The following is a 23,714-nucleotide window of genomic DNA, read 5'->3' as shown; positions in this document are numbered from 1 at the left end:
CGAATGCCATTTATGGCGTCGCGGAGCCCCTTGTTCGTCCCTCACGGCAGGGCAGGCGCGGACTGACGGTGAGCACTGACGGGCGCGGCAATCTGCTCCTGTAGACTGAAATTCTTATGGACAGTAAATCTAGGTGCCGGCCTGGGGGCTGTCAGCGGAGCACGAAGAACAGCGCCGCGCAGTCCACCCGCAGAGCCGGCAAACCCCGAACACGCGCCCATCAATCTGCGTCGGTCCATCCCGCCGGAGCCTCCAGGGAAGCAGCGTCGGCTACGGCTGACCATCCTCCGCCTGGCAGTTTCCGCCCGAAGTACATGCAGTGCGCCATAGCGCACAACAGCGATGTTCCCGGCAGCAATGTTCACCACGCCCAGGTGGTCCACCGTCCGTCCCTGTCTTCCAGGGCGGGATGCTGAATGGAATGGTTGCTCCTCGCGGCAGGGTTCCTGCTCATCGGCGGGACCGGGTTTTTTGTCGCCGTCGAATTTTCCCTCATTGCCTTGGACCAGGCCACAGTCCAGCGTGCCATCGAGAACGGCGACTCCGGGGCCGTTCCGCTGCTTAAGTGCCTGAAGTCCCTTTCCACCCAGCTTTCCAGCTGCCAGCTGGGCATTACCTTGACCACCCTGCTGACCGGGTATGTGATGGAACCGTCCGTCGGCCAATTGCTGGAGGGCCCGCTCGCCGCCGTCGGAATTCCCGAAGTCGCGGCCGCCTCCATATCCCTGGTCATTGCGATGGCACTGGCAACGTTGCTGTCCATGCTGCTGGGTGAACTGGTACCCAAAAACATGGCGATCGCCCTGTCCTTCCCGGTAGGTAAGGCCTTGGCCAGGCCGCAATTGGTTTTCACGGCCATTTTCAGGCCGGCCATCGTCGTGCTGAACGGCTTCTCCAACAAGGTGCTGAACGTGTTCGGCCTCGAAGCCAAGGAAGAGATTTCAGGTGCCAGGACCCCGGCCGAGCTTGCTTCCCTGGTGCGGCGTTCCGCAGCCATGGGAACGCTCGACGTCGGCACGGCCAACTTTGTGGCGCGGACCCTGAACTTCTCCGCCCGAACGGCGGCGGACGTGATGACGCCGCGGATCAGGGTGGAAACCATCGACGCCGACCAGCCGGTATCGGACATCCTGGACGCCGCGCGGCGCACCGGCTACTCGCGGTTCCCTGTCATTGGGGAGTCCTCGGACGATATCCGGGGACTCGTCCACGTGAAGAAAGCGGTGGCAGTGCCTTGGGACCGGCGGGCCAACCTGGAGGCCGGAGCCATCATGACCGACGTCCTGCGGGTGCCGGAGACCATCCACCTCGATGCCCTGCTCGCCGAACTCCGGGAGGGAAACCTGCAGCTCGCTGTTGTGCTGGATGAGTACGGCGGAACGGCAGGCATCGCCACCTTGGAAGACCTCGTTGAGGAGATCGTGGGTGAAGTGGCCGACGAACATGACAAAGTCAGGCCAGGCCTTCTTCAGAGTGCGTCAGGGGACTGGTACTTTCCCGGGCTGCTGCGGCCGGATGAGCTGTCCGAACAGATCCCCGGACTTACAGTGCCCGACGAGGCTGCATACGAGACGGTGGGCGGCTACGTCATGAGTGAACTGGGCCGCATTGCCTCCGTGGGGGACACCGTTTTCGTGGGCGGCGGGACGCTGAGCGTGACCAGGATGGACGGACGAAGAATCGACAGAATCTGCTTCCAGCCGGCCGCCCCCAAGTCTGAGCATGCCTCTCATGATGGGACTGCACGATGAGTGACTGGGCCGGGATTCTCTGGCTGATTGTTCTCCTGCTGGGCAACGCGTTTTTCGTCGCGGCCGAATTCGCCGTGATGTCAGCCAGGCGCAGCCAGATTGAGCCACTGGCCGACGCCGGATCCTTGAGGGCGCAGACCACCCTGCGCGCCATGGAAAACGTCTCCCTCATGCTGGCCTGCGCCCAGCTGGGAATCACCGTCTGCTCCCTGCTGATCCTGCAGGTGGCAGAACCTGCCATCCATCACTTGATGGCCGCCCCGCTTGAGGCCTTCGGGGTGCCGATGGAGATCGCCGACGTCGTGGCGTTTGGGATAGCCCTCATGGCGGTGACCTTCCTCCATGTGACCTTCGGCGAGATGGTCCCCAAGAATATCTCGGTATCGGTGGCAGACAAGGCGGCCCTGTTCCTCGCCCCTCCCCTGATGTTTGTGGCCGGCCTGGTCAGGCCAGCGATCGTGGCCTTGAACTGGTCCGCGAACCACATCCTGAAGCTCCTCCGGATTGAGCCCAAGGACGAAGTGAATTCATCCTTCACGCTCGAGGAGGTGCAGTCGATCGTGCAGGAGTCCACCCGCCACGGCCTCGTGGACGACGACGCAGGATTGATTACCGGTGCATTGGAATTCTCAGAGCACACCGCATCGCACATCATGGTGCCGCTGGACAAACTGGTCATGCTGAAGGCGGCAACCACCCCGGTTGAGTTCGAGAAAGCGGTCAGCAGAACAGGGTTTTCCAGGTTTCCCATGCTCGACGACGACAGTATGCTCGCAGGCTACCTCCATGTGAAGGACGTGCTGTCCATTCCTGAGGCCGACTATCAGCACCCCATTGCTGAGAGCCGGATCCGCTCCCTGGCGAACCTCGCCCTGGACGATGAGATCGAAAAGGCGATGTCCGTCATGCAGCGCACCGGCTCGCACCTCGCCCGGGTTATCGGTCCCGACGGCCAGACCCATGGCGTGTTGTTCCTCGAAGACGTGATCGAACTGCTGGTGGGCGAGATCCGGGATGCCACCCAGGCCACCGGTATCAGGCGGCTGGGCCAGCCGAACGGCGCCTGAGACGAATCTAAATAGGAATCATTCCTATTTAGGGTTAGACTTCTGGGAGATAAGAAGTCCATCCCCTGAACTGAGTTGAGGTTTCCGTGCGCCGTCCCGCCTCCATCCGTACATCCCTGGCCACCATCGCCGGTCTGGGCTTGTTGCTAACCGCGTGCAGTCCGGCAGCAAGCGTTTCGAGCAACTCGTCCTCTTCGCCTTCTTCTGACGGGAAGGTCCACGTTGTGGCTTCTACGAATGTCTACGGGGACATTGCCCGGGCCATAGGCGGCGACAAGGTCAACGTTGAGGCCGTCATCACCAAGTCCAGCCAGGACCCGCATTCCTATGAGGCCACTGCGCAGGACCGTTTGATGGTTTCCAAGGCAAATGTGGTGATCGGGAACGGCGGTGGCTATGACGATTTCATCCACAAGATTGCCGACGACAGCAACATCCCGCACAGCAACATTCTCAGCGTCGTGGACGTTTCCGGGCTGGCTCCCGCAGCCGACCAGGGCTCCAGCGCGGAGCCCAGCGCGACGGGCGATGCTTCTGGAGACGGGCACGACCACAGCCATGGCGATTTCAACGAACATGTCTGGTACAGCATGGACGCGATGAACAAGCTGGCGGACGCACTGGCGGCCAAACTTGGAGAACTCGAGCCAGGATCTGCCGCGTCGTTCACTTCAAATGCGGCAACCTTCAAAGCCGGGTTGGAGGGGCTCACTGCCAAGCTCGCCACCTTGAAGGTCAGCGCGGGCGGATCGCCGGTAGCCATTACCGAACCTGTTCCGCTCTACATGCTTGAGGCCGCCGGACTGGAGAACAAGACCCCCGAAGAGTACAGTGCTGCGATTGAGGAAGGCACCGATGTCCCGCCTTCCGTGCTGAAGGCTGCTACCGATCTCGCGGGATCCAAGGACGTCAGGTTCCTCGCTTACAACACGCAAACGGAGGGGCCGCAGACGGAAGCGCTCAAGAAGGCCGCCGAAGCTGCCGGTGTTCCCGTGGTCGACTTCAGCGAAACACTGCCCGAGGGCAAGACGTACCTGCAGTGGATGGCAGACAATGTGGATAACATCAGCAAAGCTTTGGAGAAAAATAGTTGAAACCAGTGGTGAGCCTCCGCGGAGCGTCCCTGCAGTTCGGCAAACGGGCGCTCTGGGAGGATCTCGACCTGGACATCAGGCCCGGCGAATTCTTCGCCGTCCTTGGCCCTAACGGAAGCGGAAAGACCAGTTTCCTGAAAGTCCTCCTTGGTCTCCAGGACCTGCACGCGGGCCGGGCCATGCTGGGGGGTCACGCAGTTGAGCGGGGGAGCAGCCTCATTGGCTACATCCCCCAGCAGAAGTCGTTTGCCCCGGATACTCCCATGCGCGCCAGGGACCTGGTGGGGCTCGGCGTGGACGGTCACCGCTGGGGACTGCGCCTTCACAAATCCAAGGCAAACCGCAGGATCGACGAGCTCCTGGAAGTGGTTGGAGCCACTGACTACGCCAACGTGCCCGTGGGTCTGCTTTCCGGGGGTGAGCAGCAGCGGCTCAGGGTTGCGCAGGCCCTCGCCACGGATCCGGAGGTTCTCCTCTGCGATGAACCCCTGCTGTCCCTGGACATGCATCACCAGCAGGCGGTCAGTGCGCTGATCAACAAACAGTGCCGCGAGCAGAACAGTGCCGTAGTTTTTGTCACGCACGAGATCAACCCCATCATCGACTACGTGGACCGCGTCCTGTACCTCGCCGGCGGCAGCTTCAGGGTGGGGACACCGCAGGAAGTCATGACCACCGAGGTCCTATCGGAGCTGTATGGGAGCCATGTGGAGGTCATCCACGCCAACGGGCGCATCGTCGTCGTCGGTCTCCCGGATGCGACCACGCACCACCATGCTGATGTCCACGTGACAGCGGGGGAGGTGGCCTGATGGACGCGGACAGCATCATCGGATCGATCTTCAGCTTCGAGAACTACGGCGAACTCCTGGTGCTGGTCCAGAACTCCATCTGGGCAGGGGCGGTCCTTGGCCTCCTGGGCGGGCTCGTGGGCACGTTTGTCATGAAGCGGGACCTCGCCTTTGCCGTACACGGCATTTCGGAACTGTCATTCGCGGGGGCGTCCTTTGCCCTGCTGATCGGGGCTGACATAGTTTTCGGCTCGCTCATCGGTTCCGTGGTGGCCGCACTGCTGCTGGGACTGATGGGAGTGAGGGCGCGGGACAAGAACTCGATCATCGGTGTGATTATGCCCTTCGGGTTGGGCCTGGGCATCCTCTTCCTGTCCCTGTACCAGGGCCGGGCCGCCAATAAGTTCGGTCTCCTCACGGGACAGATCGTCTCCGTCGACACTGTCCAGCTGCAGGCACTCGCGGGGACAGCCATCGTGGTGATGGCTGCGCTGGTGGTCATCTGGAGGCCGCTGAACTTTGCCAGCGTTGATCCGGAGCTGGCCGAGGCCCGCGGCGTACCTGTGAGGGCTCTCGCCCTCGTCTTCATGGTGCTGCTGGGCGTGAGCGTGGCGCTGTCCATCCAGGTGGTCGGAGCCCTTCTGGTGCTCGCACTGCTCATCACACCAGCGGCCGCAGCCCTGCGCGTGACATCCTCCCCGCTGACTGTGGTGGTTCTGAGCGTTACCTTTGCCATGACGGCCACGGTGGGCGGTATCCTCCTGGCCCTGGGCGGCCGCATTCCCATCAGCCCCTACGTCACCACCCTGTCATTCCTGATCTATGTGGTGTGCCGTGTCATTGGAAGCGTCCGCGCCAAGAGGGGGATCAACGGGCGTATCGTGCACGCGCACTGACGCCTCAAACGGCGCGGCGGGTGCGGAGCAGCCCCGTGCAGCGAGGCCGCGGGGCAACCGGGAGCAGACCCGTGCAGTCAGAGGTTACCCGCGGCCTTGAGCGCGGTGCAGTCCGGGCACAGTCCGAAAATCTCCACGGTGTGCGCCACGTCGGTGTAACCGTGATCTGCCGCTGTCCGGGCTGCCCACGTTTCCACGGCCGGAGCTTCAACTTCAACCGCCTTGCCGCAGTTCCGGCACAGGAGATGGTGGTGGTGGCCGGTCACCGCGCAGCGGCGGTAGACGGCCTCTCCGTCGCTGTTGCGCAGGACGTCCACCAGGCCCTCGTCCGCAAGGGATTGCAGGATCCGGTACGCCGTCGCGAGGGACACGGAGACGCCCTGATTCTGCAGGATGCGGTAGAGCTCCTGGGTGCTGACGAAGTCGTTGAGTTCGTCCAGCGCGGCACTGACGGCCAGCCGCTGCTTGGTGACGCGCTGCTCCTTGCCCGCGCCGGTCGCAGCGCCTGCAGCAGCGCCTGCTCCCGCGGCGGGCGAGGGAGTGGACGGCGTCGTTTCGTCAGCCTTGGTGCCGAACGGCATTGATGGACTCGCTTCCCTAAGGATGGTGGCAAAGATCAAGATTACCAGCGGGTCCTCATAAGCCATGGCCACACAGGCTCGAGCTTCGTGGACATGGCCCCGGACCGGACCCTAGGCTGGCGCTATGAAGCTGACCAAATACACGCACGCCTGCATCCGGCTCGACAAGGACGGCCGTGTGCTCGTGCTGGATCCGGGAACATTCTCTGAGGCAAAGGAGGCCCTGCAGGGCGCGCACGCTGTACTCATCACCCACGAGCACGGTGACCATATAGACGTTCCCGCGATGGTAAATGCCCTCCGCGGGATGGACGGCCTGGCGGTGTTCGCCCCCGCAGGGGTGGCCGCCAACCTGCGGAAAGAAGCGCCGGAGGCGGCAGCCCGGATCCACACCGTTGAGCCTGGATCCTCTTTCGAGGCAGCAGGCTTCAGCGTCCGCAGCTTCGGCGGACAGCACGCCCTGATCCATCCGCAGGTCCCTGTGGTCGCGAACATCGGATACCTCGTGGACGAGAACGTCTATCACCCGGGTGACTCATTCATCATCCCCGACGGCATCAGCGTCAAGACCCTGCTGGTCCCGATCCATGCACCGTGGAACAAGGCCAGCGAGGTGGTGGACTTTGTGATCGGCGTCCGTGCTCCGCGCGCCTTCCAGCTCCATGACGGGCTCCTGAACGAGATGGGCGTGAAGATGGTCGAGGCGCACGTAACCCGCCTCGGTGCCAAGTACGGCACGGAGTTCACGCACCTGTCCACCGGCGAGACCGTGGAGGTCTAGCGGAACTACCCGCTCCAGACGCCCGTATCGAAGAACCGGCGGATGACTGCCTCGTGGGGCGCAGGGTCCAGCCCCTGGTTGGCCAGCCATGCAGGGTTGTAGTAATTCCCTGCATACCGTTCGCCGCCGTCGCACATCAGCGACACTATGCTGCCGCGCTGCCCCTCGGCGATCATTTCGGCCACGAGCTGCCATACACCCCACAGGTTCGTGCCCGTGGACGGCCCGGCATGCAGATGCGCCAGTGTGCGCAGATGCCGCATGGCGGCAACGGACGCGGCATCGGGGACCTGGATCATGCTGTCAATGACCGAGGGGACGAAGCTGGGCTCCATCCTGGGCCGCCCGATGCCTTCAATGCGTGAGGGCATTCCTGTGCTGAAGCCTGTCACGCCGTCACGCCAGCCCGGATAGAACGCCGAATTCTCGGGGTCCACTACGGCGAGGCGAGTGTCGTGGCAGTGGTAGCGGAGGTATCGGCCAATGGTCGCGCTGGTCCCTCCGGTTCCGGCGCCCACCACAATCCAGCGGGGGACAGGGTGCTCTTCAAGGGCCAGCTGCTGGAAGATGGACTCGGCGATGTTGTTATTCCCGCGCCAGTCCGTGGCCCGCTCAGCGTAGGTGAACTGGTCCATGTAGTGGCCGTTGCTGGTCGCCGCCACCTCCTCGGCCATGGCGTAGACCTCCGATGCGTGGTCCACCAGCAGGCAGGAACCGCCGAACTGCTCGATCAGATCGATTTTCTCCCGGCTGGTGGTGCGGGCCATGACGGCCACAAAGGGAAGGCCCAGGAGCTGGGCGAAATACGCCTCTGAGACCGCTGTGCTGCCGCTGGAAGCTTCCACGATGGTGGTGTCCTCGCGGATCCAGCCATTCACCAGCCCGAAAAGGAAGAGCGAGCGGGCCAGCCGGTGCTTGAGGCTGCCGGAGCGGTGCGTTGATTCGTCCTTGAGGTAGAGCTGGACGCCCCAGTGCTCGGGCAACGGCACCACGTAGAGATGGGTGTCCGCTGAGCGGTTGTTTTCTGCGGTGATCTTGCGGATCGCCTGGCTTGCCCAGGTCCGGTCCATGCTGCGTGGGCTCTTCACCGCACCAGCCTACCGGCGGCCAGCCCTGGACCGGGGCTAAGGTAGTCAGATCCGCTGCCCCAACCCCCCAAGGAGAATCATGGGTCCGCTCATGGACGTCGCCGCACTGGAAGCCCGCCGTTCCGGCGGCCAGCGCACCGTACTGCTGGACGTCCGCTGGGTGCTCGGTGATCCACATGGCCGGGAACACTACCTCGAGGGGCACCTCCCCGGTGCGGTCTTCGTGGACCTCGCCACGGATCTCGCCGCGCCCGCGGCGGCTGAGCGGGGAAGGCATCCCCTCCCGCCGCCGTCGGAATTCCAGGCCGCCGCCAGGCGCTGGGGGATCAACGACGGCGATGTGGTGGTCGCTTACGACAACAGTGGCAACCTGGCTGCTGCGCGGCTCTGGTGGATGCTCCGCAACGCGGGTTTCCAGGACGTCTACCTGCTCGACGGCGGCCTGGCCGCTTGGAGCGCTGCCGGACTGCCCGTGGAGGACGGACCTGTTGACGTTTCCGCCAGCAACGTCTCCCTAGAGGAGGGCAGGATGCCTGCCATCGACGCCGACACTGCCACAGGCTGGGCTGGCAGCGGCATCCTCCTTGATGCCCGCGCCGCCGAAAGGTACCGCGGCGAGATTGAACCCGTCGATCCCCGCGCTGGCCACATTCCCGGCGCCCTCAGTTCACCGACGTCGGAGAATCTGGACGAACACGGGCACTTCCTGCCGGCACACGAACTGCGGCGCCGGTTCGAGGGGCTCGGAATCAGCCGCGGCGTCCCGGTGGCTGTGTACTGCGGCTCCGGCGTGACCGCCGCCCACGAGGTCGCCGCGCTCGAAATCGCCGGGTTCGGGGCAGCGCTCTATCCCGGATCATTCTCCGAATGGTCCAACAACCCGGCGTTGCCGGTGGTGACGGGCAGCGAGCCCGACGGCGGGGAGCGCCCTAACCTGACTGGCGCGTGATCCCTCGGAGTGGAAATGGCGCGGCTCGCGGGGGTAGCGTCGCTGTATGACGCCTGGACGCCCCGTACCGCCACCCCTTGCCCGCCCCGTTTCGCCCGCCGACACCGCCGACCTCAGGTTTGCGGAGGGCTCCGCCCCCCGGCCCGCTGGAACTAGCCGCCTGGCAGCAGCCTATGGCGCAGTTTCGAGTGACAGCGGACTGGTGCCGCTGACACTGGCCCGTCGCACGCCGAAGGAGGACGACGTCGAGATCGCCATCGAATTCTGCGGCCTGTGCCACTCGGACGTCCACGCCACGCGCGGTGAGTGGGGCTCGCAGAGCTATCCCCTGGTGCCCGGCCACGAAATTGTGGGGAGGGTCAGCCGGGTTGGTTCTTCCGTGGATGACTTCGCCCCGGGGGACCTCGTGGGCGTTGGATGCATGGTGGATTCCTGCCGGGAATGCGACAGCTGCCTTGCGGGACTGGAGCAGTACTGCGAAAACGGCATGACCGGGACCTACGGCGCCAAGGATGCACGCAACGGCAACTCTGTCACCCAGGGCGGCTATTCGTCGTCCGTGGTGGTTGACCGCCGCTACGTTGTCCGCGTGCCCGGTAACCTGGACCCTGCCGCCGCGGCCCCGCTGCTCTGCGCGGGAGTCACCACCTTTTCCCCGCTCCGGCATTTTGACGTGGAGGAAGGCGACGTGGTGGGTGTGGTTGGCCTCGGCGGGCTTGGGCACATGGCCGTAAAGCTGGCCAAGGCCATGGGGGCGGTGGTGAAGGTCTTCACCACCTCAGAATCGAAGGTTCCGGCAGCACTCGAACTGGGAGCGGACGAGGTGATCCTCTCCCGGGACGAGGACGCCATGGCTGCGGCCAACCGCAGCATTGACGTCATCATTGACACTGTGGCCGCTCCGCACGACCTCAACCCGTTCTTCCGCACCCTCCGCCTGGACGGGGCCCTGTTCCAGCTTGGGCTGCCTGCCGAGGCCATGCCGCCGGTCAATCCCGGGGCGCTGATCCGCAGACGGATTGCCTACGCCGGGTCGATAATTGGAGGCATCGCCGAGACGCAGGAGGTGCTCGACTTCTGTGCAGAACACGACGTGGTTGCAGACATCGAGCTGGTCCGGGCCGACCAGCTGAATGAGGCCTACGACCGCATGGTGGCAGGCGACGTGAAATACCGGTTTGTGCTGGACACCAGCACACTGCAGGCCCCGGCCGAGGAGGCAGACGCATGAGCACCCTGTTCACCAGGATCCTGAACGGTGAAATCCCCGGACGCTTCGTTTGGCGGGAGGCAGACGTTGCCGCCTTCCTGACCACCGGGCCGCTGGCTGACGGGCACACGCTGGTGGTACCGACTGAAGAGGTGGACCGCTGGACGGACGCATCCCCGGAAACGTTCGCGAAAGTGATGGAAGTGGCGCGGCGGATCGGCTCCGTCCAGGTAGACGTCTTCTCTGCAGCGCGCGCCGGACTGATCGTGGCCGGGTACGAAATCGACCACTTCCACGTGCACGTCTGGCCATCACGCAGCATGGCCGACTTCGACTTCGCCTCGGCGGACCAGAATCCGGACCCCGGCGTACTGGACGCCAACGCGGAGAAGCTGCGTGCCGGTCTCCGTGCCGCTGGATACGGAGAATTCGTTCCGGAAAGCACTTAGGCTGGCGCCAGCCGGGCCGGCGGCCACCTACGCCTGCGCCAGCTAGGCCGGGGCCAGGGCCTTGTTCAGGACGGCCCGGATCCGCTTTTCAGAGACGGAGTAGGCGGTGCCGAGTTCGACGGCGAACAGGCTCACCCGGAGCTCTTCGATCATCCACCGGACCTGTGCCAGCTCGGCGCCGGCCCGCCGCCCCGGGAGCAGGGCCGAGACGGCGTCGTCGTAGTCGTCCTCGAGCCGCTGAACGGCTGCCATGTGCAAGGCATCTCGCTGGACGTTGCCCGGAAGCCGCTCCAGCCGTTTCTCGATGGCGGCCAGATAGCGGGGCAACTGGCTCAACTGTGCGTATCCGGTACGTGCCACGAATCCCGGGAATACCAGCTGCTCAAGTTGACTCTTCACGTCGTTCAAGGCGCTGATCAACGCGAGGCTGGTAGTTCCCTTGAGTTGTTTCTCTATCCGCCGGGTGCTGGACAGGATACGCTCCACCACGGCCGTCACGCTGAACACCGTATCGATAAGTTCGGCGCGCACCTGTTCGTAGAGGGCATCAAAGGCCTCGCGGTCCCACGGAAGCTCGGCGGGGGTCAGTTTGTCTGTCGCCGCGAGGGCGCAGTCTGCGATCAACGCCGACACCGAGCCGTGCGGGTTCTGGCTGAACGTGAGTTTTTCGCTGTTGTTGAGGTGCTCCAGCACATACCGGTCCGGAGGGGGCACCCTGAGTGCCAGGAGCCTGATCACGCCGCCGCGCATAGCCTCCAACTGCTCCGGCGGCGTCTGGAACACGCGCAGCGCTACGGAGGATCCTTCGTCAACGACAGCAGGGTAGCCGGTAATAGTGTGGCCCTTCACTGCGTTGCTCACTTGCCTGGGCACCGCACCGAAGGTCCACGCGGTCAGGCCGCTTTGCTCCCTGAAACCAGCGGAGTGTGCGGCTGCCATGTCAGCCGCCGCTCCTGCGCCTCTTCCAGCCCCGTTGGACCCCTTGCCCGCGAATTCTGGAGCCATTGATCCTGCAGCCGTTGATCCTTGAGCCGTGGCACCCCGAGACGCTGTACCTGGAGCGAAGGTGCTTGGAGCCGTAGTGCGCGGGGTAGCGCCCAGGGACTCCGCTATGGCGCGACGGGTGGCAGGAGCCAGCCGCTCCTTGAGGGCCGCGAGATCCTTGCCCTCATCGAGCACCTTGCCGCCGGTGTCCACCACGCGGAAGCTGACGCGGAGGTGGGCGGGTACCGCGTCCCAGTTCCAGGACCCGGGCGGGATGATCTGCCCGCGGATCCGGCGGAGGGCAAGTTCCAGTGATGCTTCCAGCTCGTCTGTGGCCGGATCGAAATCCGCCTCAAGTGCTGCCACAGCCTGGCGTGCCACATCCGGCGCCGGCACGAAGTTCTTGCGGATCTGCTTGGGCAGCGACTTGATGAGGGCAGTCACCAGCTCAACCCGCTGGCCGGGGATCAGCCAGCGGAAGGCTGCGTCGTCGAGCTGATTAAGGAAGAGTACGGGCACTTCTGCCGTGACGCCGTCGGACGGATTGGGCGGCGACCCCGGAGCCACCGGATGGAACTCGTAGCTGAGCGGCAGCTCGAAGCCCTTGTGCAGCCAGATCTTCGGGTAGGCAGAATCGTCGAGTCCGTCGGCGTCCTCACCGAGCAGGAGCGACTTGTCGTAGTCGAGGAGGTCGGGGTTCTTTTGGCGCGCCTCTTTCCACCATTTGTCGAAGTGCCGTTCGGATACGACGTCGGGGCCGATGCGCGCGTCGTAGAACTCAAAGAGCGTCTCGTCATCCACCAGGAGACCGCGGCGGCGCATCCTGGCCTCAAGCTCCTCCACCTCCAGCAGGAGGGCGCGGTTACGGTGGAAGAACTTGTGGTGGGTCTTCCAGTCCCCTTCGACGAGGGCGTGGCGAATGAACAGCTCGCGGGCCAGGTCCGGGTCCACCCGGCCGTAATTGACCCTGCGCTGCGGAATGATGGGCACGCCGTACAGGGTGACTTTCTCATACGCCATCACGGCGCCCATCTTGGTTGACCAATGCGGTTCGCTGTAGCTTCGCTTCACCAGGTCCGGCGCTACCTGTTCAGCCCACACCGGATCGAATTTGGCCGCCACCCGGGCCCAGAGCCGGCTGGTCTCCACCAGCTCGGCAGCCATCACGAACGTAGGGGACTTCTTGAACAGTGCAGAGCCGGGGAAGATGGCGAAGCGGCTGCCACGGGCGCCGGCGTACTCGCGTTTGCGCTCGTCCAAAATGCCGATGTGGCTGAGCAGTCCGGAGAGCAGGCTGATATGGATCGCGTCGTGGCTGGCAACCGGATCAACCAGGCGCTGGTTGTCGAGGCTGATGCCGAGCGGTCTTGCCATCTGGCGGAGCTGGGCGAACAGGTCCTGCCATTCCCTGACCCGCAGGTAGTTGATGAACTCGGTCCGGCAGAGGCGCCGGAACTGCGTGGAAGACAGTTCCTGCTGCTTCTCCTGAAGGTAATTCCACAGGTTCAGGAATCCCGTGAAGTCCGAGTTCTCGTCCCGGAAACGGGCATGCTTCTCCGCGGCGAGCTGCTGTTTGTCTGTAGGGCGCTCTCGCGGGTCCTGGATTGTCAGCGCCGCGGCCAGGATCATGACCTCCCGGACACAGCCGCGCCTGCCTGCTTCAACAATCATCCGGCCGAGCCGCGGGTCCACCGGCAGTTGGGCAAGCTGCTGCCCGACGGCGGTCAGGCCGCCACCCTTGCGGCCGTCAGTTTTGCCGCCGTAGCCGGCGTCGTCCTGGGGGCGGGCGGCGCTCAAGGCGCCGAGTTCACGGAGCAGCGTGACGCCGTCGTTGATGGCCCGCGAATCCGGGGGCTCCACAAAAGGGAAGTTTTCCACGTCTTTTGGCCCGCGGGCCACGCCCATGGCCGTCATCTGCAGGATGACAGCCGCAAGGTTGGTGCGCAGGATTTCCGGGTCGGTGAAGAGGGGCCGGGCTTCGAAGTCATCTTCCGAGTAGAGCCGGATGGCGATGCCGTCGGACACGCGGCCGCAACGGCCCGAGCGCTGGTTTGCGGACGCTTGGGACACACGCTCGATAGGCAGGCGCTGGACCTTGGTGCGGTGCGAGTAGCGCGAGATCCGGGCGGTGCCGGTGTCGACAACGTATTTTATGCCCGGTACTGTCAGGGACGTTTCGGCAACGTTGGTGGCCAGGACAATGCGGCGCTTGTTTCCCGGGTGGAAGACTTTGTGCTGTTCCTGGAGGCTGAGGCGGGCGAAGAGCGGCAGGACCTCGGTTCCCGCGAGGCGGCGGTTGGATTGGATCCTAGCGTTCAGGGCCTCGGCTGCGTCGCGGATTTCGCGCTCGCCGGAGAAGAAGATGAGGATGTCGCCCGGGGCTTCAAGGGCCAGTTCGTCGACGGCGTCGCAGACGGCGTCCAGCGGGTCCCGGTCCTCTTCGAGTTCGTCATCGGAGGCGTCCTCTTCACTCGGCCCCCCGGCAGGCTGGGAAAGCGGCCGGTACCGGATTTCCACGGGGAAGGTGCGGCCGGAGACCTCGATAATGGGTGACGGGTCATCTTCGCTGCCGAAATGCTTTGCGAACCGTTCGGGATCGATGGTGGCCGAGGTGATGATGATCTTCAGGTCCGGACGCTGTGGCAGGATCCGCTTCAGGTAGCCCAGGATAAAGTCGATATTGAGGCTGCGTTCGTGGGCTTCATCGATGATGATCGCGTTGTATTTGCGCAGCAGCTTGTCGCGCTGGATTTCGGCAAGCAGGATGCCGTCAGTCATGAGTTTGACCTTGGTGGACCGGCTGACCTCACCGGTGAAGCGGACCTGGAAGCCCACCTCTTGCCCGATGTCCACGCCTAGCTCCTCGGCGATGCGCTCCGCCACGGTCCGTGCCGCAAGCCTCCGTGGCTGGGTGTGGCCGATTAGTCCATTCTCACCCAGGCCAAGCTCCAGGCACATTTTAGGAATCTGGGTGGTCTTGCCGGAGCCGGTCTCACCGGCGATGATGGTCACCTGATTGGCCGCAATGGCGGCCATCAGGTCCTCGCGGCGCTCGGAGACCGGCAACTCGGCGGGGTAGGAAATATGAAAAGTCATGGCTGCAGACAGTCTACTGGGAACTTGGCTGGCTCCCCGTGCTGTGCGGCTGCTGCAGCCGGCCGTTCACGTAAGGGTCAGAAGATCCGCATCGTATAGCTGGCGCTTGGAGGATCCAGGTGGGACCAGGCCTGCTCCGGGGTTGAAGTAGGGGTATGGCCGCTGGGTTGCCGCAGAAGTGCGGAGGTGGTGGCGAGGGCAACGAGGACCAGGATGATGATGACGAGTCCGAAGATTTCCATAGGTCCATCGTTCTCTGCATGAAGGCCGGACAGAAGTGGCAGAAATGCCCAAAAAGCTATAATTTCTGCCACAATGGAAGCATGCTGAAAAAAGTGGCAGTGATCGTCGTTCCCAACTTTTCAATCTTTGAGTTCGGAACGGTGTTCGAGGTGTTCGGGATCGATAGGTCAGGCCGTGGCGGCAACGTTCCGGCGTTCGACTTCCGGGTCTGCACGCCGGAACCCGGAAACGTCAGCCTCAAATCAGGCCTCTCCATGGAGGTGAGCCTCGGCCTGGAAGCCACAGCGGATGCGGACCTGGTGATCATGGTCCCCTACGGCCGGGATGAGGACGTCCCTGAAGCGGTCCTTGATGCGCTGCGTGCCGCGGACACCAGGGGAGCCTGGGTCATGTCCATCTGCTCGGGAGCCTTCGCCCTTGCCCGGGCCGGGCTGCTGAACGGCCGGCGCTGCACCACCCACTGGCACTATTCGCATGAGCTCGCCAACCGGTATCCGGACGTGCAGGTGGATGAGAATGTTCTCTACGTGCAGGACGGCAACGTCATCTCAAGCGCGGGTACGGCCGCGGGCATCGACGCCTGCCTCCACCTGGTGAGGGTGGAGCTCGGCGCCAATGTGGCAGCGGCCATTGCGCGGGATATGGTTGTGCCGCCGCACCGCGACGGGGGCCAGGCGCAATACATCGAGCGGCCGATGCCAACCTGCGGCTCTGCGCCGATGGAGGAGCTGTTGCGCTGGATGGTGCAGAACCTGGACCGCGAGCACACCGTCGGCGAGCTGGCGGCCCGGGTGCATATGTCGGCCAGAACCTTCGCCCGCCGGTTCCGTTCCGAGACCGGCGCGACGCCTGCGGCCTGGCTCAACTCGCAGCGGGTGCTCCGGGCGCAGGAACTGCTTGAATCCACTGATCTCAACATAGACGAAGTGGCCAGGGAATCCGGGTTTGGGCATCCAGTGCTGCTCAGGCACCATTTCGCCAAGGTGCTGGATACCAGCCCGCAGTCCTATCGGCGCACGTTCCGGGGCCAGCTCATGGAAGCCGGTTAGCGCGGCTCCTGCCCGGGCCCGCCGGGGGTATCCTCTGACGCGGCGCGGGCGCTGTCCACGAGTACACGCCACGGTCCGGTGACTGCCTGCTCCGTCAAGGCCGCCCGGCGCTGCCCCGCGCGGATGGCATAGATGAAACGGTCCGGCTGATTCCCGTAAGTTTCCGCCGCCGCCCGTGCAGTCTTAGGCACAGCGTCCCACGGGCACGCCTCGACTATGGGCTGCCATTGGCTCTTCGCGGACTCGCCATCTGCGTGCACGGTCCACACCCGGGTCAGGGCAGCTATTCCGCCACTGCGCTCCACACTGATCTTCATGGCCAGCTTCCTGGGCTTCCCTGCGGCCCCGCCGCCAGGTGGGGCCGCCCGCGCATTGATTCATAGCTTGACCTTCACAGTTTCCCACGCCTGGCGTACGGCGTCATGTTCGATGGAACCGGACCCGAAAAGTTCAACCGCGGACGACGCCGTCGCCCTGGCAAAGACGCTGAAGGTGGCCGTGGGCGGCAGCGAACCTCCGGTCAGGGCGTCGTACCAGATCCTTCCGGGAGCCTCCCATGCGTTGGCGCCGATCGCCTCGGCCACAAGGTAGAAGGCGCGGTTGGGAATGCCGGAGTTGATGTGCACCCCGCCGTTGTCCGCGCTGGTTCGCACATACGAGTCCATGGAGTCGGGTTGCGGATCCTTGCCCAACACGTCGTCGTCGTACGCCGTGCCCGGGGCCTGGAGCGAGCGCAATGCCGAGCCTTCCACCTGGGCTGTGAACAGCCCTTCGCCGATCAGCCAGCTGGCTTCCTTGACGGACTGCTGCTTTAAGTATTGCTCCACGAGTGCCCCGAAAACATCAGAAATCGATTCGTTGATGGCGCCCGCCTGGTTACGGTAGGCGAGCCCCGCCGAGTACTGCGTGACACCATGGGCGAGTTCATGGCCGATGACGCTCAGCGAACCCGTGAAGCGCTGGAACACCTCGCCGTCGCCGTCACCAAACACCATTTGCCGGCCGTTCCAAAAGGCGTTGTCATAGAGCTTGCTGAAATGCACCGTGGCATCGAGCGGGAGCCCCTCACCGTCGATTGAGTTCCGGCCGAAGACGTCGGCGAACAGGCGGTGGGTGTGACCCAGGCCGTCGTACGCTTCATCCGTCGAGGGATCGCCTGAAGCCGCTTCCCCTTCCTTGCGCACAAGCTTGCCAGGTAGGTTTTCGGTGCCGTCGGCATCGTAGACGCTGCGGTTCGGGGGTCCTGGTTTAACCTCCCGCACTCCCGGCGGAACGGCCGGTGCCGGGAGCGCCCTGGCGGCCTGGACCGACCTGACGTGGACCAGTGCTTCCTTGGCGGCCCGTGCCGCCGCGGAAAACTGGGGCGCGTCCTGGCGGGCCAACCGACGCAGCAGATACGGCGGAATGATGGAACAGTAGGTCACTGGAAAATGCATGGCTACCCCTCAAGTTGGTGGATCCAGCCTATGAGCAGGTACTGACAATCGCGCGTAGCCACACACCTGTCTATTGGTGCGGAAGGACACTTTCGGTCCGGCCTTGTCGTGTCCAACTGGCGCTTGGACCGAGAAATTCTGCGGGACCAATCGTCAATCCTGCAGAACCACTAGCCTTGCCCCTTATTGTCAGACCCTCCGTGGATGATTTGAGTATGGATAGCGGAGCAGCGTGGGGTACGGATAGCAGGGAGGCCATTATGGCTGCTGCTGCATCTGTGGCTGCGTCAGCGGCTGCGATCACCGCCATTTTCGGCGGTAGTGAGTCTGCTGATGCCGATCCTCCAGAGTTCGGGGATGCTGATCCGCTCCGCCAGTTCGGGAATGACTGTTTGGACGGGCTGGCCGAGGTGACCCGGGCGGAAGCCGGCATGGCCGCCTTGAAAGTGCACCTAGCGGCCGGGTACGCCGGTGCGGCAGAGGCCATCGCAGTGCCGCCCGGGTCCCCGCAGGAGAACACGGCCCAGGAGATGGCGGTGGTCGCGGAAGTAGCGTGTGTGCTGACGGTCAGTGAACGGGCCGCCGGGGCGCTGCTGGCCGAATCACAGACACTGACCAAGCACCTGCCGCTGACCCTGTCCGCGCTGCAGGCCGGGTCGATCTCGTGGCAGCACGCCCGGATCGTATGCGACGAAACCACGGGCCTGGATCCTGCGGGAGCCGCGGCATTAGAGGCGCATTTCCTGGACCCGGACGCGGTGAACCTGGCACGGGGCTGCCCGGCGGGCGAGCTCATCCCGTCCCGGTTCCGGTACAGGGCCCGGACCTGGAGGGAACGGCACCACCCGGTGTCCATCGAAAAACGCCACGCCAAGGGCCTGCAGGACCGGCGTCTCGAATACACCCCGGACCGGGACGGGATGGCCTGGCTCTCGGCCTACCTCCCTGCCGGGCAGGCCGCAGGGATCTGGGACCGCGCCACCACCGCCGCCAGGGCAATGCAGGGCCCCGACGAGCCCAGGACCCTGACCCAGCTGCGCGCCGATAACGCCGCCAACTGGCTCCTGGGCGGCGTCACCGAAGGGACCCCATCCCCCAAGGCGCAGGTCCTGCTCACCGTTCCGGTGTTCTCCCTCCTGGGCCTGACCGATGAACCGGCCACCCTTGACGGGTACGGGCCCATCCCGGCGTCCATGGCACGGGAACTGATCGCCGACGGCGCCGACTCGTTCCACCGGGTCCTGACCGACCCCCGCGACGGCGCACCACTGGAAATCGGCCGCACCAGCTACCGGGTTCCCACAGCGATGCGGCAATGGCTCCGGATCCGGGACGGGAAATGCCCGTTCCCCGGCTGCAACAACCACTCCCTGGACAACGAAGCCGATCACCTCCTCGCCTGGGCAGACGGCGGCACCACCGGCATCACCAACCTCGGCCAGCCCTGCCACAAACACCACAGACTCAAACACACCAGCGCGTGGAGACCCACCCCAGCCACCCAAAATAAGCCGCCCGGCTGGACCTCACCCACCGGCCGCCGCTACCAAAGCGAAAACCAAGACTGGGAACCACCAGCGTGGCCACACCTGCCAACAATGCCGGGAAACGGAAAAAGCCGTAGCGCCTCTGTGTTCTTGAAGAAGCGTGCAACGCCCGGCGTCCGACACGAAGTCGATTAGGGATCAATCGGCGGAGGGGCCGTGTTTCGAGCCTGGTGCTCGGGAGCTGCCGGGGGCTGGCGCGGCTAAGTACTTAGGACTTCTATCGCCGCTCTGGGTGATTGCACCCCTCGTGCTGCCTGCGGGTTAAGTCGGCCACATGACTTTTCACCTGAATTGGACGGTGGTACAACCAAGGTCTGTGGATAACTTTGATCGCAAAAATGTGATCTGGGCTACCCTTAACCCACTGTCCGGAGAATGCCGTCTTGAAACTATTGGGGGAACAGCGGCCCATGACATCGCAGAACTTCTACACGTCTCAGCGCCCGCGGACAGTCACGGTCACTCTCGCAGTTGCAGCTGCACTGGCGCTGTCTGGCTGTAATTCAGGTTCGGAGCCGACTCAGAACGTCTCATCATCCTCATCGGCGTCAGAATCGGGCACTCCCAGTCCAACGTCGACTCCGACGCCGACCGCGGCCTACAGACCAGCTTCAGCGAGCGGGCCGGCTGAGAACGTCCCCGTTCCCGTGCTGCCAGAAGTGGCGAAGACAGAGACGAAGGAAGGACTGGAGGCGTTCACCCGGTACTGGTTTGAACTCTTGAGCTACGGCTATGAGACGGGCGACGTAACTCAAGTTTCAGCGATTACCAGCCCGAGTTGCGCCATGTGTGAGCAAGCCAGGGAAGTCCAGATGGGGTGGCATCAAGACGGTCGTTGGCTGGGCGGAGGTAAGGTGACCACGCCTACAGTCAGCACGACTTTCAGAGTTGCTGCAGACGGAAATTACCAAGTGGCAGTACAAGTTTCACAAGAGCCCCTGTCGTACTACAACGCTGATGGCACCATAGATAGTACTGAGCCGAGGCCCGCAAACTCTGGCAGCCTAATGCTGGCGGTATACAAGGATGGGGCTTGGTTCGTCAACACGATCGAGCCGATTGCAGGCTAATCAATGGGCCTTATATCGCGCCGCTTCGTTTTTTGTTTGGTTGTTTCGTGGCTTCTGTCGGTAAATGTCTTTGTATCTCCTGCTATGGCAGTTGTGGTGCCGACGGCCGATGAAAAGGCGCCCCCGGTCAAGGGGCACTGGGGCTCAAACACTGCCGAATTGGATGGTTGGGTTTTAGACCCCGTAACTGGCGATTTCACCAGACCTGCACCAGATGCAGTGGTAACTGATCCGAATATCTACAAGTACGAACTCCAGTGTCACCTTGGTGGCGGTGACTTTGATACTCCATGCCTTGCAAGGCAGCTTGAGTGCAAGAACGGTCCTGAGGGGCGAGAAAAGGGCATACCAGTCATGTGGCTTTCAATGCCCCGAGGAGTCCCAGGTGCGGTTTGGACGTACCACTCAGGCCCAACGTGCCTTTACGATGCGAAGCCGGAGGATCTTCTGCCGAGAATTGCCGCGGACATTCAGAGGCAGTTTGAGAGCCTGCCGATCAACGCCGGGGCGGTGACGGCTCAGCCGAGCCCGCACACGCTCCGGGGCGCTGAAACGAACTTCTACGCGGATGCAGTCGAGCAGCAGTTCGATATCACGATGTTCGGTCAGAAGGTCCACGTTGTAGCTACTCCGGTTCAGTACACGTGGAATTATGGCGACGGAACTGTCCTGGGCCCTCAGCCGTCCTTGGGCGGTCCCCTCCCGCAGGAGCGCTGGGGCGAAAAGACGCGAACGAGCCACGCCTACGCTGAGACGGGCGACTTCCAGGTCGTCCTGACCACGTCGTTTCAAGGTACCTACTCAGTGAACGGTGGGCCACCACTGCCAATTCCCGGCCAAGGCCAGTTCAGCGCTCCGCCGCAGACGATCAGCGTTTGGCGGTCCATCACCCGAAACTACGCAGACGACTGCAACCAGAATCCCCAAGGCCAAGGCTGCCCTGGAGCGGTCGCCGTCCCGTAGGCCCCGCCAGGGCCCGCACACAAACAGCCCGTCACACAAAAAACCCCCGTCGCTTGATCCAAGCGGCGGGGGTTTTATCTGTGCCCTCGATAGGATTCGAACCTACGACCTTCTGCTCCGGAGGCAGACGCTCTATCCCCTGAGCTACGAGGGCAATCCAGGGTTCCTGCCGTTGCCGGCGGGACGTCCTAGAGCTTAGCAGGAAGGTGGCCTGCAATGGAAAACCACACTCTTTCAGTAGCCCGCAAACGAATCCACGTGCACCCGTCGTGCTCCTGCCTTCCGGGCCGCACGCCGTAGCGACGCGACACTCGCCGGTGAACCTGACACGTACACCTCGCGCTCGGCAATGTCCGGAACCAAGGCTTTAAGGGACTCAGCGTCCAGTCTGGCACCGCGGCCAGGCTCATCTGAACCGCCGGTTCCGGTGCCGGAGAAGAACGACGGCGAAACGGAGCCCTCAGCGAGCCGGACCACGATCCGGGCCCCCGAGCTCCGCAGTTCTTCCGCATAAGCAATCTCGTCTGCGTTCCTGGCCAGGAGCAGGAGCACCGTGTCACGGTCGTCCGCTGCCCCTGAGGCCAGCTGCGCCAAATAAGGAGTGATGCCGATTCCGGCAGCCACCAGCAGCACGGACCTGCTGCGATCGCAGGGGAGGACAAAGTCGCCGCCCACCGAGGTTGCTGTGACCTGGTCACCAGGCTGCAGGGCAAGCAGGACTTTCTTCGCCGCAGATACCGGCTCTGCCGTGCGCACTCCAAACTTCACGGTGTCGGATCCCGGGGCACTCGTGACGCTGAATACCCGGCGTCGGCCTTTGCCATCGGACTTGGCGTGCGGAAGGTCCAGCTCCATGTACTGCCCGGGAACAAAACGGACAGGCCGCGACGGCTTGAAAGCGAATTCGGTGGTGCTGGGTGTCAAGGAGCGGGAGCTCATAAAATGCAGCTTCAGCCCGCCCCGCTGGCCCACCATGAATGCCAGCAAGTTACCCACCAGCAGTGCCAGCTCCGGCGAATTGGCGATGAAGCCGAAGTTGTACGGCACCGCAAACAACACGCCCACCACCGCCGCCAGGGCGAGCTGCTGCCATCTGCGCGGCGGCAGGGTGAGCGGTTCTGTCAGCATGAAGCCGACAAAAAACAACAGCGGGCGCTGCGCCAGCGGCTGCCAGAGGGCCATGGCCGGCGACATGCCGGTACGTAGCAGCTCAGAGGCCACAATCGACATGGCAACAACGGCGAACACCGCCGCCATGGGGAATTTCCGGGTGCGGTAGAGAACCAGCAGTACACCCGGGACCAACAGCCACAGCATAGGCGGGGTGGCTGCCCACCACGTGGCGATATTGAGTCCGGTCAAGCCGGCCACGAACGCGCCGACGGCGGCGGGGTTGAAGATGTGGCGGCCCCGCCAGGCCAGTGCGTACTTTGAGGCCGAGGCAAGCACGCAGGCCAACGCGACTCCGGCCAGGTCGGTGGGAACAAAAGTCGGCCAGAACAGGAAGTACAGGAGCAGGCCGGTGATCAGCGACGACTCTGAGTGCGGACGGACGTGGAACAATGCCGCCAGGGCACGGTTGGAGGCGTAGGTCAGGCCCAGGCACAGCACCAGATGGACCAGCATCTCCGGGATGCCGAAAGTGAGCCAGCCGAGTGCATTGAGCAGCAGGCTGTAGGCGGCAAGCGAAGCCAGCACCAGGAGGATGAGCCGGTACATGGTGACCTTGCCGAGCAGGGTGTCGAGCCGTGCAGCGGGGGACTGGACGGCGCTGGCTTTGGGTGTGTCAACGGAGCTCATGTGAACAGTGTCCCTTCAAATCCTGCCGAGTAGGCGGCGCTTCCATCGGAAAAAACGGTCAGCCAGGAGAACTCGAAGGTCCGCTCAAGTTCCGCTCCCGGGACAAAAAACAACGCCGTGGCCAGGGCATCCGCCAGCAAGGTGCTTTCTGCCATGGCCCACGTGGCTACCGCGGTCCGGACGGGGCTGCCGGTGGTGCCGTCCAGCACATGGTGCAGGCCGTCGCCCCAGGCCCGCCGGTTCGCTGCCGACGCGCATAACGCCCCACCGGCCAAGGAAACAGTACCGATTGCCTTGGCCGGATCGTAAGGGTGTTCCAATGCGACGGTGACCGGCTCCGGACCACTGTTCAGCAGGTCTCCGCTGGCATCGATGAGGAAGGTAGCGACACCGGACGTCCTGAGTTCCGCGGCCAGGAGATCTACCAGTTGACCTTTGCCCGCAGCGCCGATGTCCAGGACCAGCGGAGCTGAGGTAGTCAGCACGGTGCCGTCCCAATCCAGGATGTCCTCCCAGCGCGGCGCCGGCAGGGCAGCGCCGGCAGGTCGAAGTGAATACGACGCGTCGTAGCCCAGCCGCTCAAGGCTCGCCCCGATGAGCGGAGTCATCGCTCCACCAGTGATTCCGTAAAGCGTGCGGTACAGCTCGCCCAGTGCCGCCGACTCGCCGGGCAGCTCAAAGCGGCCCGGCTGCCGGGACATGGCACTGACGATGGAGTCATCCCGGAACCGGGACCAGTCGGCGTCGTAACGTTCCACCAGAACCAGCAGCCGCGCGCGCAGGGAGGCGTCAATCGGCTGCGGGGTGGAGACTTCCCACTGTGTACCGATCCCGTCGAAAGTGAAGTCCTCCCACTCCGCGTGCGGCAC

At 63.9% G+C, this 23,714-nt stretch carries 21 protein-coding genes and 1 tRNA gene; 13 read left to right on the top strand and 9 right to left on the bottom strand.

Annotated features, from left to right (window positions below; translation table 11 throughout):
• Window positions 1-416: 416 nt before the first annotated feature.
• The 5 genes from J7E83_RS06675 (at window position 417) to J7E83_RS06655 (ending at window position 5,599) form a co-directional block, all read left to right on the top strand.
• The gene (locus J7E83_RS06675) at window positions 417-1,751 is read left to right on the top strand and encodes a hemolysin family protein (protein ID WP_214960199.1); all 1,335 of its coding nucleotides are present in this window, start codon (window positions 417-419) and stop codon (window positions 1,749-1,751) included.
• Entirely contained in the window at window positions 1,748-2,818 is a 1,071-nt protein-coding gene (locus J7E83_RS06670) for a hemolysin family protein (RefSeq protein ID WP_214960197.1), read from the top strand. Before J7E83_RS06675 ends, J7E83_RS06670 begins: the two co-directional genes overlap by 4 nt.
• Window positions 2,819-2,904: 86 nt before the next feature.
• Entirely contained in the window at window positions 2,905-3,912 is a 1,008-nt protein-coding gene (locus J7E83_RS06665) for a metal ABC transporter solute-binding protein, Zn/Mn family (protein ID WP_214960195.1), read from the top strand.
• On the top strand, window positions 3,909-4,724 hold the full coding sequence (locus J7E83_RS06660; RefSeq protein WP_214960193.1) for a metal ABC transporter ATP-binding protein: 816 nt from the start codon (window positions 3,909-3,911) through the stop codon (window positions 4,722-4,724). Before J7E83_RS06665 ends, J7E83_RS06660 begins: the two co-directional genes overlap by 4 nt.
• Window positions 4,724-5,599 (top strand): metal ABC transporter permease, encoded by an 876-nt coding sequence (locus tag J7E83_RS06655; protein WP_214960191.1) that lies wholly within the window; start codon window positions 4,724-4,726, stop codon window positions 5,597-5,599. The genes J7E83_RS06660 and J7E83_RS06655 overlap by 1 nt, the downstream gene beginning before the upstream one ends.
• A gap of 77 nt (window positions 5,600-5,676) precedes the next feature.
• Here the strand turns inward: J7E83_RS06655 and J7E83_RS06650 are convergent, their stop codons facing one another.
• A complete protein-coding gene (locus J7E83_RS06650; protein WP_214961031.1) occupies window positions 5,677-6,180 on the bottom strand; it encodes a Fur family transcriptional regulator in 504 nt (167 codons plus the stop codon).
• A 124-nt stretch (window positions 6,181-6,304) separates the two neighbouring features.
• Here J7E83_RS06650 and J7E83_RS06645 point away from each other — a divergent pair, with 124 nt between their 5' ends.
• Window positions 6,305-6,961, top strand: coding sequence for an MBL fold metallo-hydrolase (locus J7E83_RS06645; protein WP_214960189.1), 657 nt, complete (start codon window positions 6,305-6,307; stop codon window positions 6,959-6,961).
• A 5-nt stretch (window positions 6,962-6,966) separates the two neighbouring features.
• Here J7E83_RS06645 and J7E83_RS06640 read toward each other — a convergent pair whose 3' ends face one another.
• Window positions 6,967-8,031, bottom strand: a complete 1,065-nt coding sequence (locus J7E83_RS06640; protein ID WP_214961029.1) for a PLP-dependent cysteine synthase family protein — start codon at window positions 8,029-8,031, stop codon at window positions 6,967-6,969.
• 97 nt (window positions 8,032-8,128) lie between these two features.
• On the opposite strand from J7E83_RS06640, the gene J7E83_RS06635 reads away from it, so the two are divergent.
• Genes J7E83_RS06635 through J7E83_RS06625 form a run of 3 tightly spaced genes read left to right on the top strand, consistent with a single transcriptional unit; the run spans window position 8,129 to window position 10,657 of the window.
• Window positions 8,129-8,998 (top strand): sulfurtransferase, encoded by an 870-nt coding sequence (locus J7E83_RS06635; RefSeq protein ID WP_214960187.1) that lies wholly within the window; start codon window positions 8,129-8,131, stop codon window positions 8,996-8,998.
• Between the two features lie 46 nt (window positions 8,999-9,044).
• Window positions 9,045-10,229 carry an NAD(P)-dependent alcohol dehydrogenase gene (locus J7E83_RS06630; protein WP_214960185.1) on the top strand — a complete coding sequence of 395 codons (1,185 nt, stop codon included), beginning with the start codon at window positions 9,045-9,047 and terminating at the stop codon, window positions 10,227-10,229.
• Window positions 10,226-10,657 carry an HIT family protein gene (locus tag J7E83_RS06625; RefSeq protein WP_214960183.1) on the top strand — a complete coding sequence of 144 codons (432 nt, stop codon included), beginning with the start codon at window positions 10,226-10,228 and terminating at the stop codon, window positions 10,655-10,657. Before J7E83_RS06630 ends, J7E83_RS06625 begins: the two co-directional genes overlap by 4 nt.
• A 42-nt stretch (window positions 10,658-10,699) precedes the next feature.
• Here J7E83_RS06625 and hrpA read toward each other — a convergent pair whose 3' ends face one another.
• Together hrpA and J7E83_RS06615 are read right to left on the bottom strand one after the other, a co-directional pair.
• On the bottom strand, window positions 10,700-14,737 hold the full coding sequence (hrpA, locus tag J7E83_RS06620) for an ATP-dependent RNA helicase HrpA (protein ID WP_214960181.1): 4,038 nt from the start codon (window positions 14,735-14,737) through the stop codon (window positions 10,700-10,702).
• Window positions 14,738-14,814: 77 nt separating this feature from the next.
• Window positions 14,815-14,979: a hypothetical protein gene (locus tag J7E83_RS06615; RefSeq protein ID WP_214960179.1), complete on the bottom strand. Its 165-nt coding sequence runs from the start codon at window positions 14,977-14,979 to the stop codon at window positions 14,815-14,817.
• 81 nt (window positions 14,980-15,060) lie between these two features.
• Here J7E83_RS06615 and J7E83_RS06610 point away from each other — a divergent pair, with 81 nt between their 5' ends.
• The gene (locus J7E83_RS06610; RefSeq protein ID WP_214960178.1) at window positions 15,061-16,029 is read left to right on the top strand and encodes a GlxA family transcriptional regulator; all 969 of its coding nucleotides are present in this window, start codon (window positions 15,061-15,063) and stop codon (window positions 16,027-16,029) included.
• On the opposite strand, the gene J7E83_RS06605 is transcribed toward J7E83_RS06610, so the two are convergent.
• Together J7E83_RS06605 and J7E83_RS06600 are read right to left on the bottom strand one after the other, a co-directional pair.
• A complete protein-coding gene (locus J7E83_RS06605; protein ID WP_214960176.1) occupies window positions 16,026-16,346 on the bottom strand; it encodes a protealysin inhibitor emfourin in 321 nt (106 codons plus the stop codon). The two genes, J7E83_RS06610 and J7E83_RS06605, sit on opposite strands and share 4 nt — an antisense overlap.
• Window positions 16,347-16,406: 60 nt before the next feature.
• Window positions 16,407-17,465, bottom strand: a complete 1,059-nt coding sequence (locus J7E83_RS06600) for a M4 family metallopeptidase (protein WP_214960173.1) — start codon at window positions 17,463-17,465, stop codon at window positions 16,407-16,409.
• A gap of 215 nt (window positions 17,466-17,680) precedes the next feature.
• On the opposite strand from J7E83_RS06600, the gene J7E83_RS06595 reads away from it, so the two are divergent.
• The 3 genes from J7E83_RS06595 (at window position 17,681) to J7E83_RS06590 (ending at window position 21,045) form a co-directional block, all read left to right on the top strand.
• Window positions 17,681-19,147, top strand: coding sequence for an HNH endonuclease signature motif containing protein (locus tag J7E83_RS06595; RefSeq protein ID WP_214960171.1), 1,467 nt, complete (start codon window positions 17,681-17,683; stop codon window positions 19,145-19,147).
• Window positions 19,148-19,422: 275 nt separating this feature from the next.
• Complete coding sequence (locus J7E83_RS21595; RefSeq protein ID WP_396020498.1) at window positions 19,423-20,082, top strand: DUF6318 family protein; 660 nt, start codon at window positions 19,423-19,425, stop codon at window positions 20,080-20,082.
• A 510-nt stretch (window positions 20,083-20,592) separates the two neighbouring features.
• A complete protein-coding gene (locus J7E83_RS06590) occupies window positions 20,593-21,045 on the top strand; it encodes a PKD domain-containing protein (protein WP_311379593.1) in 453 nt (150 codons plus the stop codon).
• Window positions 21,046-21,126: 81 nt separating this feature from the next.
• On the opposite strand, the gene J7E83_RS06585 is transcribed toward J7E83_RS06590, so the two are convergent.
• The 3 genes from J7E83_RS06585 to J7E83_RS06575 form a co-directional block, all read right to left on the bottom strand.
• A tRNA-Arg gene (locus tag J7E83_RS06585) sits at window positions 21,127-21,199 on the bottom strand.
• Window positions 21,200-21,279: 80 nt separating this feature from the next.
• Complete coding sequence (locus J7E83_RS06580; protein ID WP_214960169.1) at window positions 21,280-22,845, bottom strand: FAD-dependent oxidoreductase; 1,566 nt, start codon at window positions 22,843-22,845, stop codon at window positions 21,280-21,282.
• Window positions 22,842-23,714, bottom strand: a complete 873-nt coding sequence (locus tag J7E83_RS06575; protein WP_214960168.1) for an FAD:protein FMN transferase — start codon at window positions 23,712-23,714, stop codon at window positions 22,842-22,844. The genes J7E83_RS06580 and J7E83_RS06575 overlap by 4 nt, the downstream gene beginning before the upstream one ends.

It is taken from the genome of Arthrobacter sp. ISL-48 (genome assembly GCF_018613805.1).
Classification (GTDB): Bacteria; Actinomycetota; Actinomycetes; order Actinomycetales; family Micrococcaceae; genus Arthrobacter.
The sequence above is the reverse complement of the archived record's forward strand: the minus strand, read 5'-3'. Positions and strand labels throughout refer to the sequence as shown.

Excerpts from the sequence above, each read along its gene's own strand:
- J7E83_RS06595 (WP_214960171.1), top strand. The coding sequence starts at position 17,681 with ATGGATAGCGGAGCAGCGTGGGGTACGGATAGCAGGGAGGCCATTATG.
- J7E83_RS06645 (WP_214960189.1), top strand. The coding sequence starts at position 6,305 with ATGAAGCTGACCAAATACACGCACGCCTGCATCCGGCTCGACAAGGAC.
- J7E83_RS06600 (WP_214960173.1), bottom strand. The coding sequence starts at position 17,465 with ATGCATTTTCCAGTGACCTACTGTTCCATCATTCCGCCGTATCTGCTG.
- J7E83_RS21595 (WP_396020498.1), top strand. The coding sequence starts at position 19,423 with ATGACATCGCAGAACTTCTACACGTCTCAGCGCCCGCGGACAGTCACG.
- J7E83_RS06675 (WP_214960199.1), top strand. The coding sequence starts at position 417 with ATGGAATGGTTGCTCCTCGCGGCAGGGTTCCTGCTCATCGGCGGGACC.
- J7E83_RS06580 (WP_214960169.1), bottom strand. The coding sequence starts at position 22,845 with ATGAGCTCCGTTGACACACCCAAAGCCAGCGCCGTCCAGTCCCCCGCT.
- J7E83_RS06650 (WP_214961031.1), bottom strand. The coding sequence starts at position 6,180 with ATGCCGTTCGGCACCAAGGCTGACGAAACGACGCCGTCCACTCCCTCG.
- J7E83_RS06640 (WP_214961029.1), bottom strand. The coding sequence starts at position 8,031 with ATGGACCGGACCTGGGCAAGCCAGGCGATCCGCAAGATCACCGCAGAA.
- J7E83_RS06655 (WP_214960191.1), top strand. The coding sequence starts at position 4,724 with ATGGACGCGGACAGCATCATCGGATCGATCTTCAGCTTCGAGAACTAC.
- hrpA (WP_214960181.1), bottom strand. The coding sequence starts at position 14,737 with ATGACTTTTCATATTTCCTACCCCGCCGAGTTGCCGGTCTCCGAGCGC.
- J7E83_RS06625 (WP_214960183.1), top strand. The coding sequence starts at position 10,226 with ATGAGCACCCTGTTCACCAGGATCCTGAACGGTGAAATCCCCGGACGC.
- J7E83_RS06610 (WP_214960178.1), top strand. The coding sequence starts at position 15,061 with ATGCTGAAAAAAGTGGCAGTGATCGTCGTTCCCAACTTTTCAATCTTT.
- J7E83_RS06605 (WP_214960176.1), bottom strand. The coding sequence starts at position 16,346 with ATGAAGATCAGTGTGGAGCGCAGTGGCGGAATAGCTGCCCTGACCCGG.
- J7E83_RS06635 (WP_214960187.1), top strand. The coding sequence starts at position 8,129 with ATGGGTCCGCTCATGGACGTCGCCGCACTGGAAGCCCGCCGTTCCGGC.
- J7E83_RS06615 (WP_214960179.1), bottom strand. The coding sequence starts at position 14,979 with ATGGAAATCTTCGGACTCGTCATCATCATCCTGGTCCTCGTTGCCCTC.
- J7E83_RS06670 (WP_214960197.1), top strand. The coding sequence starts at position 1,748 with ATGAGTGACTGGGCCGGGATTCTCTGGCTGATTGTTCTCCTGCTGGGC.
- J7E83_RS06630 (WP_214960185.1), top strand. The coding sequence starts at position 9,045 with ATGACGCCTGGACGCCCCGTACCGCCACCCCTTGCCCGCCCCGTTTCG.